General features: G+C 44.1%; 6 protein-coding genes and 3 pseudogenes. 5 read left to right on the plus strand and 4 right to left on the minus strand.

From position 1 onward, the window contains the following. Positions 1-155 precede the first annotated feature (155 nt). Positions 156-3,272 carry a glycosyl hydrolase gene (locus ACAN55_RS15670; RefSeq protein ID WP_379134589.1) on the plus strand — a complete coding sequence of 1,039 codons (3,117 nt, stop codon included), beginning with the start codon at positions 156-158 and terminating at the stop codon, positions 3,270-3,272. 53 nt (positions 3,273-3,325) lie between these two features. Here the strand turns inward: ACAN55_RS15670 and ACAN55_RS15675 are convergent. Next, positions 3,326-3,424: pseudogene (locus ACAN55_RS15675) on the minus strand (glutamine amidotransferase); the annotation flags it as partial. Between the two features lie 140 nt (positions 3,425-3,564). On the opposite strand from ACAN55_RS15675, the pseudogene ACAN55_RS15680 reads away from it, so the two are divergent. After that, positions 3,565-4,538 (plus strand): annotated as a pseudogene (locus ACAN55_RS15680) (IS630 family transposase). Positions 4,539-5,497: 959 nt separating this feature from the next. Continuing rightward, positions 5,498-7,744: a pentapeptide repeat-containing protein gene (locus ACAN55_RS15685; protein WP_379134592.1), complete on the plus strand. Its 2,247-nt coding sequence runs from the start codon at positions 5,498-5,500 to the stop codon at positions 7,742-7,744. Between the two features lie 275 nt (positions 7,745-8,019). Here the strand turns inward: ACAN55_RS15685 and ACAN55_RS15690 are convergent, their stop codons facing one another. Beyond that, the gene (locus tag ACAN55_RS15690; RefSeq protein ID WP_379134595.1) at positions 8,020-8,463 is read right to left on the minus strand and encodes a hypothetical protein; all 444 of its coding nucleotides are present in this window, start codon (positions 8,461-8,463) and stop codon (positions 8,020-8,022) included. Positions 8,464-8,600: 137 nt separating this feature from the next. Here ACAN55_RS15690 and ACAN55_RS15695 point away from each other — a divergent pair, with 137 nt between their 5' ends. Beyond that, positions 8,601-9,245 (plus strand): helix-turn-helix domain-containing protein, encoded by a 645-nt coding sequence (locus ACAN55_RS15695; protein WP_379134598.1) that lies wholly within the window; start codon positions 8,601-8,603, stop codon positions 9,243-9,245. 317 nt (positions 9,246-9,562) lie between these two features. Here the strand turns inward: ACAN55_RS15695 and ACAN55_RS15700 are convergent, their stop codons facing one another. Further along, on the minus strand, positions 9,563-11,026 hold the full coding sequence (locus ACAN55_RS15700; protein ID WP_379134601.1) for an ATP-dependent nuclease: 1,464 nt from the start codon (positions 11,024-11,026) through the stop codon (positions 9,563-9,565). Positions 11,027-11,375: 349 nt separating this feature from the next. After that, complete coding sequence (locus ACAN55_RS15705; protein ID WP_379134604.1) at positions 11,376-12,398, minus strand: LacI family DNA-binding transcriptional regulator; 1,023 nt, start codon at positions 12,396-12,398, stop codon at positions 11,376-11,378. Between the two features lie 256 nt (positions 12,399-12,654). Here ACAN55_RS15705 and ACAN55_RS15710 point away from each other — a divergent pair. Next, positions 12,655-17,268: pseudogene (locus ACAN55_RS15710) on the plus strand (carbohydrate binding domain-containing protein); the annotation flags it as partial. Positions 17,269-17,344 lie beyond the last annotated feature (76 nt).

Genomic DNA, 17,344 nt, shown 5'->3' on the forward strand with positions numbered 1-17,344 from the left:
AAACCCGAAAAAATGAACCCAAAATCAGAAAGAAATGACTTGATATGTTAAATGTTATACGACATAATATCCTCGAAAGCGTTTTCGGTAAAATAAGGAAGCTAAAGCTAATTTTGATCGAAACGACTTTCTAACCCTTTTTAGGAGGCTTTCAAATGAAACAAATGTTTCGCTTTGGATTAGTGTTCCTTCTTATGTTCTCCATGCTACCGGCCATGGGATCTGCGTTCACCGGTGAAGTTACGCTGGGCGGGGGCAGTTATTCGACGGTTCTCCCTCCGGGAGCGACTGATGTACAGTCACAAATCTACAAGACGAGTAATGTTACCGGTAAAATGCCAACCAACGACTGGTGGAGCAGCCTGGCGTGGACACAATACTCCAATGCTCAGTTTCCTCACCCGCTGGCCATCAAGAATCAAAGTGACGGCACCCGGATTTATTATCCCGGCAACCGCATTACGGCTAACTCAGCGGCTATCGCCGGCTGGATGAATGATATCCATGACTTTACGGTAGGCCACTCCGCATCGGCAACCTTCCCGGACGCCAAAGTGGACGGTTTTAATGACTGGTTTGTGAAAGCGCTTTATCAAAATGGTTCGAACTCCATGACCGCCACATATGGACACGGTTCGCCATTTGTCTACTATACCTACACCGGCGGAAATCCGGTGATCAAATTCTACACGGCTCCAACCATTTGGTCAGGATCCGCAAGCAGCTCTGTGCTCGGTATCACGATGGAAGGAGCACATTACGCACTCTTCGGGCCGACTGGCAGTACTTGGTCAGGCATCGGAACTACCACACTTACGAATAATCTGAACGGCAAAGACTATTTCTCCATTGCTGTTCTTCCTGATAATACAACTGCAACACTGAACAAATTTAAGCAATACGCATACTCTCATGTGACGGATTCCAAGATCAACTATTCCTATAATTCGTCAACCAGTGAAGTTTCTACAACTTTTACTTATACCACAACTGCCAAAGAGGGTACTCAAAACGGCACCATCTTCGCGCTTTATCCACATCAATGGAAGAATACGACACAGTCCTTGTTGTCTTATACCTATAACTCTGTCCGCGGCACCATGAAGACAGGCGAAGGCAGCTCCTTCACCACCAAAATGAAGTTTACAGGTGTGCTCCCGTCACTTCCCGACAAGGGAACTTACAACAAGACAACACTTGCCGGTTATGTGAATGAAGAAGAAGCACTGGCTTACACCGGAGGCATGGATACGTACTACATCGGTAAACGTATGGGTAAGCTGGCTGTGCTGGCACCAATCGCCGATCAGGTTGGAGACACAGCGGCAGCCAACCAATTCAGGAACGAAATTAAGTCGCGTCTGACAGACTGGCTGAAAGCCAGCGATGGCAGCGGCAATCTCAAGAGCAGTAATTTGTTCTACTACAACAATAACTGGGGAACCTTAATCGGCTATCCGGCCAGCTTTGGCAGTGCCGACGAGCTGAATGACCACCATTTCCATTATGGATATTTCATTAAGGCGGCTGCTGAAGTCGCACGGACAGACAAAACTTGGGCAGCGAACAATGCGCCGATGGTGAATCTCTTAATCCGTGATATTGCGAACTGGGACCGCACGGATACGATGTTCCCGTTCCTGCGTAACTTCGACCCATATGCAGGACATTCCTGGGCTTCGGGCCATGCGAAATTTGATGACGGCAACAACAATGAATCTTCCTCCGAGGCGATGAACGCCTGGACAGGGCTGATTCTCTGGGGTGAAGCCACAGGCAATACAACGATTCGTGACTTGGGAATTTACCTCTACACTACAGAAATGAACGCTGTGAATGATTACTGGTTCGATGTTCAGGACAATACACATCCGGCATCCTACACTCCATCGGTAGTGACTATGGTCTGGGGCGGTAAAGGCGCTAATGGCACTTGGTTCACCGCTAATCCGGAACAAGTGCACGGTATTAACTGGCTGCCGATTACGGCAGGCTCACTGTATCTGACCAACTATCCGTCATACACGGATAAAAATTACAACGCCATGCTCTCCGAGAATGGCGGCACGAACTGGGATATGTGGCGGGATCTGATCTGGATGTACCGGGCAATCTCTAATCCGACGGATGCCAAAGCCCAATTCACTGCAGGTATCGGGTCCATGGTAACTGGAGCAGCTGAGAATGCAGGCGGAACCGAAGGTGGCAATTCAAAGGCCAATACGTACCATTGGATATACAACCTTGATGCCATGGGTAATGCCGATCCTACCATTACGGCGAACTCCCCGACAGCAGCAGTATTCAACAAAAACGGGGTAAAAACTTATATTGCCTATAACTACACCAATGCTTCCAAAACAGTTACCTTCTCAGATGGCAACAGTGTTACAGTACCTGCCAACAGCTTTAATACCGGAAATGGCGGCGGTGGAGGAGACACGACAGCGCCATCAACACCGGCGAATTTAACCTCCACGGGCAAAACTGCTAACAGCGTATCCCTGTCCTGGTCCGCTTCTACGGATAATGTAGGGGTTACCGGATATGAAGTGTATTACGGCAGCAGCTCGGTATCGGTGACCGGAACGTCTGTAACCGTAAGCGGCCTGACTGCAAATACCGCTTATACCTTTACGGTAAAAGCAAAGGATGCGGCAGGCAACCTGTCCGCAGCGAGCAATGCGGTAGCAGTAACGACTTCCGCAGGAACGGATACAACAGCTCCGTCGACACCTGCCAATCTGGCTTCCACCGGCAAAACATCGAGCAGCGTCTCCCTGACGTGGTCCGCTTCCACCGATAATGTCGGCGTTACAGGATACAACATCTATTATGGCAGCAGTTCGGTAGCTGTTACTGGCACTACTGCAACCATTAGCGGTCTGACTGCGAACACTGCTTACACCTTTACGGTAAAAGCAAAAGACGCGGCAGGCAATTTGTCCGCAGCCAGCAATGCCGTCACCGTAACAACTTCAACAAGCGGCGGCGGCGTGATCACTACGCCGGATTACAGTGTGCAGGTGACAAAGACCGGCACGACTACCGCCAAAATCGCCTTCACACCAACCACAAGCGCTGCTTATGTTGACGTGCATTACACGATTAATAGTGGCGGACAGCAGAATCTACGCATGACCTTAAATGGCTCGGTGTGGGAATATACCGTCAGCGGAATCAGTACCGGTCAGGTTCTGAACTATTGGTTCACGTATGAGAAGTCCGGTCCGCAATATGATTCACCACATTATACGTACACGATGGAATAACTAAAAACAATAACAGCGCCGCCTGCAAATGAATTCGCAGACGGCGCTGTTTGTCATTGGATTGAATTCATTAACTCGTAGAAATATTTAGGTTCATGAGTTTTATTAAGACGATACCAAGCGTCTAATGTTTTTGGAGAAAATACATCTATATAGATTGAACTCATAAAATTAAGAACCGCCTAATTGGGTAAAAGATAGTAATGAACCGAAAAGGGCGAGGATCGAAGTGATACATGAAGAAGAAATTGAAAAGCTAACAACGGCCATGTAAGAAACGGAAAGTACGCGCATGTATGAAAGATACTTAGCTGTCCGTTTGCATTTGGAAGGCCGTACTTAAACCGAAATTGCAGACATTTTGGGCAGGTCATTTCCTACCATTAGCGGGTATTGGAACGCTTATCGCAAGCAGGGAATTCAAGGCCTTGAATTTGGTGAGTATCCTGGCGGCATCCGAAAACTTTCTGACGAACAAGAGGAAAGGCTGAAAGAAACCATTGCCAACCAAAGACCGGTTGATGTTGGGTTTGAGGCGAAATACACTTGGTCGTTAAAAATTATCCGTACATGGATCCTTCGCGAGTTCGGCGAGAAATATACCCTAAAAGGAATCTCTAAAATGTTGAATCGGCTTGGTTTTAGCTACACGAAAGCCACCTATACTCTGGTACGAGCCAATAAAGAGGAACAGAAACAATTCCGTGAGGTCACTTTACCTGAGCTTAAAGAGCAACTGAACCAGGGAGAAATTGACCATATTTTATTTGATGATGAATCCATGATAAGGGCATATTTGGCTTTGCAGTACAACTGGTTTCCTAAAGGACAACAACGCAAAATCCCGACTCATGGCGAGAATAAAGGAGCCAAACTGTTTACGGCCATCGACTACGAAACGGGTCATGTGACCCACAGAGAAGAAGAAAAATTTGATGTAATGGCCTTCCAGCGGTTTTTGGTAGATATTCTGCATGGATATCCCAAAGGTAAACTCGTTATGGTATTAGACAACGCATGTGCTCATCATGCCATGAAATTCAGCCTTTCCTTCGGAAGAATCCATGGCTCCAGTTTGTTTTTTTACCCAAGTACAGTCCGGAGCTTAATCCCGTCGAGGGGTTATGGAAATGGCTGAAACAAGATGTCGTCAACAATGTCTTTTTTCACAGTTTTTACATCATCCGCTCTCATGTCGCAGCCTTCATGAAAGGGGTGAATCAACATCCTCTTGAAGCAATCGATCGACTGCTGGTTCGAGTATGAAGTTTTTCAGTTCAATCTATATAGTTTCATAATCTCCATTGCCTTAACAGACAATACCCTTTTAGTAGCTGAAACCCTCATAAAGTCAGGGTAAATGCTATTGGAAAGAACAATAGATAGACTTTCTGTTTCATCAATTAATTCTTGTCCTCTTCCCCTCGTCTGTTGTAAGTTGAAAGAAGCGCATAACTTCACCACCTAAAATTTTATAGTGTATTTATATCGTTCTGCCAAATAACGAGCAAAACCTTCGACATCAGCTTGTGTTAAAACGGTTCTCTCTCCAACTATCAAACTAGAGTTCCCATTCTTTGTTGTATGCATAAGCTTCGCTTCGATATTTTGACATTGGAACCCATGACCCCTATTTAGGCTTATGGATTTCAGAATTGTTCCCAAAAATTTTGTTGAATTTTTCTTTAAACTTTTGTGGCAACATATGATGTGCATCGACTTCAGTATTGCTTGTCGTTTAGAATTTGAGCCTTATCTATAAATTGTTCTGTAAATTGAGGTGAAGGAAAACATCTACAGATAGATCAATTGCTCATACTTCTCATTTGATAACGCGTATAATAACCATTCGTCTACAGAAAGTAATTTTGGATCTATTGAAAAGCAGATATTATAAGGTCTCCTTTAGAGTTAATCTTCAGAAGTTTACCTAACATCCTTCTTATATTCACGAACCCTCGCCAACTTCGATAGCTCCTTATCTTAAACAATGTAGGGGTGTCTGATGACCCCGTCCCTATCACGAAAATGCTCTTCGCAGACCGAAAGTCGTAGAATCAGTGCGCGATTTCATTGTTATGGGTAATATGGATAAATATCCAAAATACTAGGAATCTTTGAAAATGCAGATGTCTTATTAAAAAAGTATATGCTACAATTTACCTAATAAGGTAGATGGTCTGGTTGGATTTTTCTTGGATATTTATTAAAAGGGGTGATCTTTAATGACCACATGCAGTGGATTTAGTGATAAAGCTGGATTGTGCAACAATGAAGTAGTAGATTCAAGTAAAAGTCCATATTGTAAAAACTGTGCAGGTAAAAGCTTTGAAAATCAAATTTCTAGAATATTTGAAATTCAAGGGTACAAAGTTACTAACAATATCTCATTATCAGGAACACAAAACGACATTTTAGCCCAAATAAAAATAGGTGTCACCAATATCAGTATTTTAATAGAATGTAAATTCAAATTTGATGAATCTGATAAAGTAAATAGCGAGGACGTTAGGAAGTTTCATGGTTCAAAAGAAATATTTCATCGAGAAGGGAAATATGGTGATATAGATAAAGCGTATATTGTTACAAATGCTCAGTTTGCCCCACAAGCTTATGAAACTTCTCAAGTTCTATCTTTAAATCTGTTCACAGAACAAGAGTTGATAAAGAACTTAATGGACTTTACCCCTTATTTGAGATCAACAGTAAAAATGTATGAAAATAGTCATTTATACCACCACTTTATAGATCTAAACTCGGTAAACGACTGGTCAATGCTAGAAGAAGTTGACCAATTCCTTCGTTATGACGACCCTGCTTTAGTTATTTTAGGTGATTATGGTACGGGAAAAACCTCCTTTTGTACTAATTTATGTTATCGATTAGCGAACGATTATTTATCAGGCAAGGATGTGCCTATTCCTATCCTTATACAATTAAGAGATTATGAAAGAGCTGTAAGCCTACAGGATCTCATCACTAGTTTCCTTGTTAATAGGTGGAAAATCCCTAATGGTAATTTCGAAACATTTATAGAAATACTTCAAATGGGATACGTCGTTCTAATATTTGACGGTTTTGACGAAATAGCAAGAAGAGTCGACTATGCAACAAAGTACAAAGTTTTTGCGGAAATATCAAAATTCGCTGATTATCATTCGAAAATAATTGTAACATGCAGGAAAAACTTTTTTAATCACAGAGAAGAATTCGAAAAGATATTTAAATCTACTCCATTACATTACGAGCCTAATTTATCATCAGTTGATTTTGTAGAAGTAGAAATTGAAAAACTAAATGAGGATCAAATATACGATTATATTTACAGCTATGAAGATATATTAAAATCTAAAGGATATGAGGTCGAGGATTTTATTCATGTGATGAATAGCATTCATGATTTATCTGATCTAGCCAAACGGCCGGTTTTATTAAATGTAATTATAGAGACTATTCCACAGCTAGTTATTGAAGAAGGTACAAAAATCAACGCTGCATTGCTCTACGAAAAATATACAGGTTTCTGGTTAGACAGGGAGGATTCAAAAGGAAAAACATTAATTAAATCCGAACAAAAGATGATGTTCTCTAAAGAGTTGGCATGGAAAATGTTTAATAAAAACACTCTTTCAATAACTTACAACCAGATTCCAAAAGAGGTAAAAGAGTATTTTAATATAACTGCGTTTGATGATGTGGATCATTTTAGTCATGATATAAAAAGCTGCTCATTCTTACATAACGATGACAACAAAGGGTATAAATTTATTCACAAATCATTTATGGAGTATTTTTCAGCACAATTTATACTTAGCGAGCTAGATTCTCTAAAAACTTCTGATAAAAAATTCCACATGAAACTTAAAAAGATTTTAGGAGAGACACTTATTACTAATGAGGTTGGTTTTTTTATAAAAGATCTATTTGAAGTAAGAAGATTTAGTAAAGAATCTATTGCCGCTAAACTAAAAAGTATAAACTTTAAAAGCATCGATTTGATATGTACAAAAAACATCATATCTTTGTACTCTAAACTTGGTGAAAACATATCAAATATAATTAATAATTTGGATGATCTTTCAGGTGTTGATTTAAGTGGTGCTCTCTTTGAAAATAGTATTATTAAAAATGGGAACCTACTGGGCGTAAGTTTTCAAAACGTAACTTTCAATAATATAAGGTTCCAAAATTGTGTTTTAACTGATGCTGTTTTTAGAAATAGTCAATTAAATAATGTCCAATTCACAAAATGCAATATCGAAGGTTCTGATTTTTCTAATTCTACAGTTTCTCGTTGTACTTTCATTGAATCAACGCTTGCTTTTACAAAATTCCACTCTACTACGATAACAAAGACTGATTTTGATCAGGCAGAATTGACAGAAGCCGATATTAATGAGAAATCAAAGTTTATTCAGTGTTACAACTTAGAAAGTGTTATTGGGTTACCCTATATAATAAATGTATCATAAGAAAATCTATAATTATTAAAGTTTGTTTGAGATATTTTAATAATGAAAACGGGTTAGATATCAAGATATATCTTAGTCCTTTTTTATTATTTATTGTAATTCATTACTACTAAATGGAATTTGTCCCATAGCCTTACCATAACCTGATTCTTGAAACGTCACTCGCGGGCATATGCGGAACCAGCTTCCACTACGGAACATGAAATTTATAGGTGCCCCGGCCACCTCCAGGAATGCGTAGCAGAAGTTTTTTTATTCACATCAGCTATTACGTCTCAAGCTGCAACACCTCCCTTCGTATATGAGTCTACCAATGTCTGTCCCGGCTGAAGGATAATCCCCATGGCTTCTGCTTCCATAATCTTATTTGCAGATGCACGCCAACCCTCATGCAGGTTCCTGATATGATCGCTGACTTCGAAGGGATTTTGAAAAGTCATTGTCGTATTTAAAACCGATATTTCGGTAGGGTTGATGACATCTTTAACAGTGACGGATGACTGTGCAATCTTTTCGATTGTCGTCTGTGGTACTTTCGGTGCCTTAGTAGGAGACTTTACTATTTCCTTACTCAGTGATTTCCAGAGAGTCTCAATTGAATCACGATTCTTTATACAAATAATGATCCCGATCAATTCAGTGACACTGATACCTGCGATAATAAGTTCCTTCCTATGTGCCTTGACCCAGGCTAAGAACCCTTTCTTCTGCTTTTCCATAATTCCTCCTTATCATTCATGCCCATCTATATATCTTAAAGAATTTCTTAACACACCTTTATTAAACATCAAGTCTATAGGTTGTTCAAGTAATATATGTGGGTTATAATTCAGTGCATAAGGAGGGGTTTTAACCCGTGAACGACATGAACGGCATAATGGATAGAAAACGGCATTGCTGGAATGAACGGCTAAAAAAATGTATACTCGACGGTGGATACACACAGGAGTCTTTTGCACATGCTTTAAATAAGAAGTACAGTACTAAATTCACCCAAAAAACCATTAGTAGATGGGTGAATTTGGGGGATGCAAAAAATGGCATAAAGAGTTTTCCGGATTTTGAAAATATGGTTCAAGTCGCTGATTTTTTTGGTGTTGATGTTGGCTATCTCACTGGTGAAACTGATGAAGATTCGTTTTCACTAGAGAAGGCGTGTACTTATATGGGTTTAAATGGCGAAGCGATAAATGTTATAAGAGAACTTACGGTGCCTGAAAATATGGACAGCTTCTCTGGCAAATATAGAAGGGATACTTTTAACAAGGTTCTTTCAGCAAGCGGATTTCGCAATTTTTTTGAGAGTCTAAACGATCTTCATCAAACATCCATTTCTCCAACAGAAGATAATTGCGTATTCGAAAACTTGGACAGTGAAATTGATTACATGCGTAATCTGGAGTACAAAGGAAAAATTGAAAGATATGAATTGAATGAAACGCTGGTAATACTGATTAATGAAATATACCCTAATCCGCCTAGAGTAAATTTGAAATATTAAGGATGAATAATAATGCCTCTCTACCATCATGGAGGAAAGGCATTATACTTACCTATGTTTTAGAACTTTAATATTTCACTTTTCTTTATTTTTATAAACTCATTAGCAAACGCCTCCACTATGGTTCTATTCCGGTCGATACTGATCGTTTCCTTGGATGGGTTTGCTGTGGAATTCAAGTCCTGCTTAATGGTTGAACTGGAAGGCTAAGTTTGAAAACGAGCAAGGCACTCTACCAAAATGAGCGTAGAGTGCCTTGTTTATTCATTAACTAAACAAGATGGTAAGTGCGAAATTCACGAAAAGTAAAATACGAACTATCGATGTAAAGAAGCAGAAACGTTATCGATAAATGTAATAGCATCTTCTTCGCTTAGACATTGTCTATGCCACTCTTCAATTAAAATTGACCACACTGCATCTTTACTCTTTTTCACACAATTCCCTATATAGGTGGTCCAATCATGATGGTCAGGTAGCAGAATAGCATCATCTAAATGTTTAAATAATGTTCCCGCGCCAATCCCGAAGCGTTCGTCTAGACGATTCCATTCAATTTTTTTTAAATCCGTGATAACTTGTTTTTCGGGTGGTAAATTGCCTGGAAGACTCATACAGTTCGTGAACTCGTTTCTTTTATCCCCATCGACGATAGCAAGACTATTATATGGTAATTTACGACTCTTTCCTAATTCATTTAGTGTTCCAACAACAGTACAACTACCGACGGGACTCGCCGATATTTTTTTGCAAAACTCGTCATATCTAGCACTATCATGCTTAAGGATTTCCCAAAACAAAGAAACCGCCTCTTCATCTTCCAAGAAAGCATGCAATTCAGGATGAGCCTTATCATCGATTGTGGAAAGTGCAAATTGGCTAGAGACTTCGTACATAATATCTTTTCTATCTGACAACCGTACTAACATGATTCTTGCTATTTCCGGTAATTCTTCTAAGATAAATGGGCTGTGTGTGGATAGAATAATCTGCAATTTCTTAATTCTTGCTAGCTTCAATAAATACTGTACAAAACGTCTTTGTGCTTGCGGATGTAACGAGTTTTCAACTTCATCAATAACCAATAATGACTGATTGGGGATTGTTTGAAGAAGCTTAAACGTATCAAGCATAGTATCTTCTCCGGCACCTTGATGAAATTGAGATATCTCACCATAATCTTTAGTAAGAAGCCCTACCTCACGTGATGAGTTAATGTTGGTCCCTATAAACCGCGCACGGGCATATTCATGCCCTAGGACGTATGAGAGATTTTTTAAACTTTCATCATTGAGTTCGATTTCATCACCCATCTCTTCACTGGATATTTTGGCTATTTTTGCATATCCAGCTGTAGCATCCAAAGGCAATGTGCGGGAAATATCTAAGAAAAAAACTTTTCTTTGAGGCTTTCCCTTTTTAGGAGTAAATCCCCAATCATTTGTCTTACGCCATCTGAGCGATTTTTCATGTCCTCCTTGACGAATTTTGTATTCAATCGTTGCCCCCGCCATCGCTGCAGTATCCCACTGGGTACTCATGAACATATTGGATGGGTAAAAATTCTTTGCACCCTTATTTTCATAAGCACATACTGCCGCCTTCAAAAATGTACTTTTTCCAATTCCGTTTTCGCCTACAACTGCTACTATAGGAAATTTGAAGAACATCTCCTGGTCTGTCCATCCATGAATATTGTTTATTTTAATGGACTTTATGAACTGCTGCCACTCCCCATTTCCTTGATTGAATTGCCGCATTATTTCCTGAATTTCGCCCATATCTTATCCCCCCATTACTTCGTTTCTATTTTTAACAATAATATTATTATATCCGACATGCTCTCTCAACCCCAACATATAATAGAAAAACATCCAACCTGCTCTGTCACCAAGTAATGACATCTATTCCGCTCTGTACGCCGACTTCCCCACTGGATGGACATGATCCCACAAGTAATAAAAAAGGGATTTCTGAGTCCCCGGATTCCAATCCGCAACCTCAAAACCCCTTATCTACAAGCCTTTCACAGCCTTACTCTTTTTCCCATGACATCCATACTACGCACTCAACGTGTTTAGACTGGTTATGATCTAAAGAATATAGGACTGGTATAGCCGGCTCTGATTGTCAGGCTGTAATTCCGCTGCCGCAGGACTCACGGACGATAAGTGTAGGCTCCACCACGAAGGAGCTTCCCTCAGCCTGATTGTTAATGAGATCGTATAGCATATGGGCGGCTAGAATGCCAAGCCGCTCTTTATTTTGGCGAACGGTAGTTAATCGGGGACTCGTATACTTACACGCCTCAATATCATCGCAGCCCACGATGGCGACATCTTGCGGGACACGCAGCCCATGCTCCTTCAGTGCCCGGATCGCACCGAGGGCCAGCAGGTCGGATGCGGCAAATATCGCCTTAGGAAGCGGGCCTGCTTTGATCAATTTCTGCATGGCCTCATAACCGCTGGATTCAAAGAAATCCCCCCCGTGCACGATCCACTTCTCATTCACCGGAAGTCCGAAACCTTCGATGGCTCTGATATAGCCGGATTCGCGCATATTGGAAATGTCGGAATCCGCCGTGCTTCCGATAAAACCAAGCTCCCGGTAGCCAAGCAGATAGAAATGCTCAACGACTTTGGAAGAGATTTTGAAATTATCCGACATGACGTAACCGGACTTCTTACCCTTCAGCTCCAGGTCCACTCCGATGCACGGAATATTGCTCATATCGAGGTCGCGGATCGCTGCTTCCATGTTCTGACCGGAAATGATCACACAGCCGTCCACATGAAAATGCAGGCAACGCGAGAAATAGTCGCCGCCGCTGATGAATTTTTCGTTAGAGAAGAAGATGAGATCATAGCCAAGCACACCCATTTGCTTCTTGAAGGAGTTAAGCACTTCGACAAAAAACGGATGGGTGAAATCCACATTCAGCTCACCGGCAAAAATAACGCCGATCAGGCTGGATTTTTTGGTGGCGAGCGTTTTGGCAGAATTGGAAGGAGAGTAACCGGTCTGTTCGATGATCTCCAGTACTTTTTGTTTCGTTTTTTCGGAAACATCACTATAGTTGTTCATAATTTTCGAAACGGTTGAAACGGAGACGCCGGCCATCTCGGCGATTTTCTTGATATTTAACTGCAATGTTAAGCCACCCTCCGGCTTGATAATAGTTGGTTCAAGGCATGAAAAAACGACACGAAATTCAATTTCTTTTAAGTGTATGCCTATTGCTAAGTCAAGTCAAACGCTTATTGAAGAGAGAGACCCCGGACAATTACGGATAGAAAATAGTAATAAAAATGATAAGTGCTAAATAGAATAGCGATAATCGAAACCGATTTCGAGTTCGAGAATTTTTTTGAGGCGAATATTCCGAAACCGAGGGGGTAAAAGCAAGATGAAAAGGAACATCTCGGCAGCTTTGGCAGCGCTCGTGCTAGTATCGGGGCTGCTGTCGCCGGTTGGGGGCAGGTCTGTTGCGGCGGACGGAGGAACTAAGATTTCTCAGACTGCTGCAGCGGAAGGGTTGTCATCTTCACAATTGAAAGCGTTTACCGATGTGCCGTCAGGCCACTGGGCCTTAAAGCCGGTTGAACGCTGGAGTACAGCGGGAATTGTAAGCGGATATGGGGACGGGTCCTTTAAGCCGAAGAAGGAACTGACCAAGGCAGAGTTTACGGCCATGGTGAACCGCATCTTTAATTTTCAGGATGTATCAGAGGCTGTGATGCCGGACGTTCCAGCAGGTTCATGGTACTACAAAGATATCGCTAAAGGCATTGCCGTCGGTTATATAACTGCAGATGAAGATAACCGGATTCAGCCGTCGAAGCTCTTCACACGTGCGGAGGCCGCGCTGGCTCTGCAGAGAATTTTTCATTTTCCGGAAGGGCCTAAGTCAATATTCAAGGATCTGAATGGCTTGGATACGGAGAATATCAAGGCGATTGAAGCGCTCGTGACATCCGGATATCTGCAGGGATACCCTGGAGGCGTGTTCAAACCGGATGCAGTCCTGACGCGGGCGGAGTTCGCAGTTCTGCTTGACCGGATGATCACCGGCCTTGTCATGCAGCAAGGCGAAACATCACTGGGCACCATCAAAGGGAATGTGGTGATCAACCGCCCTGGTGTGATTTTGAAGGATACGGTTATTGATGGCAATTTGTACCTGTCCGAAGGTATCGGGGACGGAGAGATTGTGTTGAACGGCGTTACGGTTACCGGCACTGTATATGTGCGGGGAGCCGGGGGGCTAAAGGCCGTCTTTAAGGGGGATTTCGGAAATATTGTTACAGGAGATTCCTCCGGCAAAACTCTGGTGCTGAATCTCTCTGGTACAGTAGGTCTGCTTGATATTAGCGCGCCTGTTAAGGTGAACCTTGAAGGCAAAAGTACAGTTAAGAAGCTGTACCTTCTGCCTGAAGCGAAAGGTTCGGCCTTTGATGGCAGCGGAAGCTTCATCACTGTAGATAATCAGGCTGAGGCTGTAACGATTGGTGGTGCACCCGCAGTAAAAGGGGCATCTGGCCCAGTTACACTAGTTGGACCAACGGCTACTGCTGCGCCGGCAGGGAACGGAAGCCCCGGAGGAGGATCAGTGCCGACTGCGACCGCCACGGCAACAGCGACTGCGACCGCTACGGCAACAGCGACTGCGACTGCTACGGCAACAGCGACAGCTACAGCAACAGCTACAGCAACAGCTACAGCAACAGCGACAGCTACACCAACAGCTACTCCGACCGCCACGCCCACAGCTGATCCGTGGACACTGGAGTGGAGCGATGAGTTCAACGGTGGCACGATTGATCCGGACAAATGGACCTATGATCTGGGTGACGGCACGATTGTCGGTAACCCGGGTTGGGGGAATAATGAGCTGGAATATTATACGAACGAAGAGAACAATGTGAAGGAAACGGACGGCAATCTGGTTATAACCGCCCGTAAGGAAGCGAAGGGAGGCAAAGACTACACCTCCACTCGTATTAAAACAAAAGGCAAGTTCAGCCAAACCTACGGCAAATTCGAAATCCGGGCCAAATTGCCGACAGGCAAAGGTTTATGGCCGGCGATCTGGATGCTGCCTGAGGAAAGCGTCTACGGTACATGGGCGGCTTCCGGTGAGATTGATATTATGGAGGGCTGGGGCAGCAAGCCGCAGACTGTTGCGGGAACGCTTCATTACGGATCACAGTATCCGAACAACGTGTATACGGGGCAAGAGTACCATTTTGCCGGAAGCTCTACCGTTGAGGATTACCATACCTATACTCTGGAGTGGGAACCGGGGGAAATGCGCTGGTATGTGGACGGCGAGCTGTACTCCACGCAGAACGACTGGTATGGCAGAAGTGCGGGGCAGGCTGCTAACAATACGTATCCGGCTCCGTTTGACCAGAACTTTCATCTGCTGATGAACCTGGCGGTCGGCGGGAATTTCGACGGCAATCCGGATAATTCTACGGTTTTTCCGAAATCGATGGCCATTGATTATGTCCGTGTGTATGAATTGACGGGACGAAGCTACCGCGAGCCTGTGCTCCCAACCTATGAGAAGGAAGATTATCTCACAGGTGCAAATCTTCCGCAGCCAGACGGAAACCTGGTATACAACAGCAGTTTCACGGAGAATGTTACCGGAGATTCCGGCATGGGAACACCGGGGACGGCACACTGGGTGCTGTATAAGGATCCGGGAGCCGCAGCAGCGGTAAATATCCAGAATATCGGCGGCGTTAATTTCGCCAAGGTGTCGATTACGAATGCCGGCAGTAATAACTATTCTGTTCAGCCGCAGGCCATTGTCTCGCTGGCGAAGGGCAGGATCTACAAGCTGACATTTAATGCACTGACCGATACGAAGCGGAACATTGACGTGAAAGTTACAGGCGGATCTACGAAAGGTTTCGCCGCGTATTCAGAGAACCTTGCAGTCCCGCTGACAGATGCCGCCAAAGGCTACAAGATGTATTTCCAGATGAAACGCGGATCGGATAATGCGGCCCGCATCGAGTTTAATATGGGGCTTAATAACTCTCCAGTCTGGATCGGTAATGTGAGACTGGAAGAGGTCAAGGAGATCCCTTTTGAACACGATACAGCCAAGGAACCGCAGGGCGACGGCAACCATGTATACAACGGAACCTTTGATCAGGGACTGCCTGACCGGTTAAGCTACTGGCATATTATCAGTTCAGGAGCCGCGTCTGGTGCAGGCAAGGTTGAGGAAGCCAAACGTAAGCTGGACGTGGCTATAACGAATGAAACGAATGGAGCCGGGGATGTTACTCTGCTGCAGAAAGGCGTATTTTTGCTGGAAGGCCATGATTATAAATTAACCTTCAATGCCAAAGCGTCAGCAGCCAGAGACATTCGTGCAGAGCTGACAAAGGCAGATGGCACCCGGTACGAAGAGAAAACCGTGAGTGTTGGAGCAGACGAGAAATTGTATACCGTCACCTTCAATCATCTTGCAGGATCATCCGATCCTCTTTCGCAGCTCAAATTACATCTGGGCGGAGCTTCAGGCACAATTACGCTGGATAACATCAAACTGGTTCGCACCAGCACGTACTTCCCGCCGGGAACCGTCTTCTACCCGCTCAGCAATGGTGATTTCGGTGATGGGCTGAATGCTTGGGAGCCCATCAGTGACAGTGGAGGTTATACCGCCGCGTCCGTCGCAGGTGGAGAAGCCAAAGTAACGGTGGGTAATCAGGGCAGCAATCCGTGGAGCTCCATGCTTATCCAGAACGGTCTTCCTGTATATGCCGGGGTCAACTATGTCGTTAGCTTTGATGCCCGTTCCACGGTGAACCGGAAGATGAACATTCTTGCGGAGAATGCGGGCAACTTCAAGTACCTCAATGAGACGATTGATCTGACCGGAACGACTACCCCTTACTACTTCGAATTCACTATGCCAAAAGATGATGCCGTCAGCCTGAAATTCCTGCTCGGCCTGCTTACGGGTACGACTGCGGTGGGGGCTTCCCATGATGTGTTCATCGACAATGTGAAATTCGAGGTTAAAGGTGCTCCGGTATCTAAACCGCCGGGGCTTAGAAAAGATACTACCGGAAATAAGGCCGGAAGCGATATTACCGTTGCTTTTACAGATGATTCTGCTTGGAGAAGTGCGGTTTCTTCAGTATCCGTGGGGAATACCACGCTTAATCCGAGCCAGTATACCTTGTCTCCGGGTGCTATCAACCTTAGCGGCAGTCTGTTCCCGGGTGAGGGAAGCTACAAAATCACGGTAAATGCCGGGGGTTATGCTCCAGCAGTTGTAACGCAGCCTGTGCTTGCCAGCGACGGGAACCTGGTAGTTAACGGCAGCTTCGCGAATGGCGGTAACAGCTGGAACCACTATGTCCATCAGGATGCAGGTTCGGAGCTGAAGATCGAGAATGGAGCCGCCAAGCTGATTATCGGCTACAAAGGGAATGCCACCTGGCATACCCAGTTCTACCAGGAGGGAATCCGCCTGGAGAGCGGCAAGACCTACAAGCTGAGCTTTAAAGCGAGCTCCACACAGGCACGTCCGATTATCGTGGAGTATACGAACACTCCGGTACCAGCGGTGAATTTCAAGCTTACTACGGCTGAAGCACTGTATACGAACACATTTACGTTCACTGGAAGTTCGCTGCTCAAGCTGAATTTCTTGCTCGGGGATGTCACGGTCGATGGAGTAACTACACCAGCTACAGCCCATACGATATCGATTGATGATGTCATGATCCAGGAGGTTGGAGCAGAGCTTCCGGATACCCAGGCACCTTCGGTTCCGGCCGGACTTACTTCGCCTGCCAAAACGGCCACAAGCGTTGACCTGTCCTGGACGGCATCGACGGACAACAAAGAGGTCACCGGATATGACGTGTTTAAAGATGGCGTACTTGCCGGCACGGCAACGGCGACAAGTTATACCGTGACCGGACTAACTGCAGCTACGTCGTACTCTTTTACCGTGAAATCGAAGGATGCCGCAGGTAACAGTTCTGCAGCCAGCACCGCCCTTGCCGTTGTCACCAGTGCAGCGGGCAACGGCGGTGGCGGGACACCATCGGAGGCGCAGC

It is taken from the genome of Paenibacillus oryziterrae, from assembly GCF_042610485.1.
Lineage (GTDB): Bacteria > Bacillota > Bacilli > Paenibacillales > Paenibacillaceae > Paenibacillus_AQ.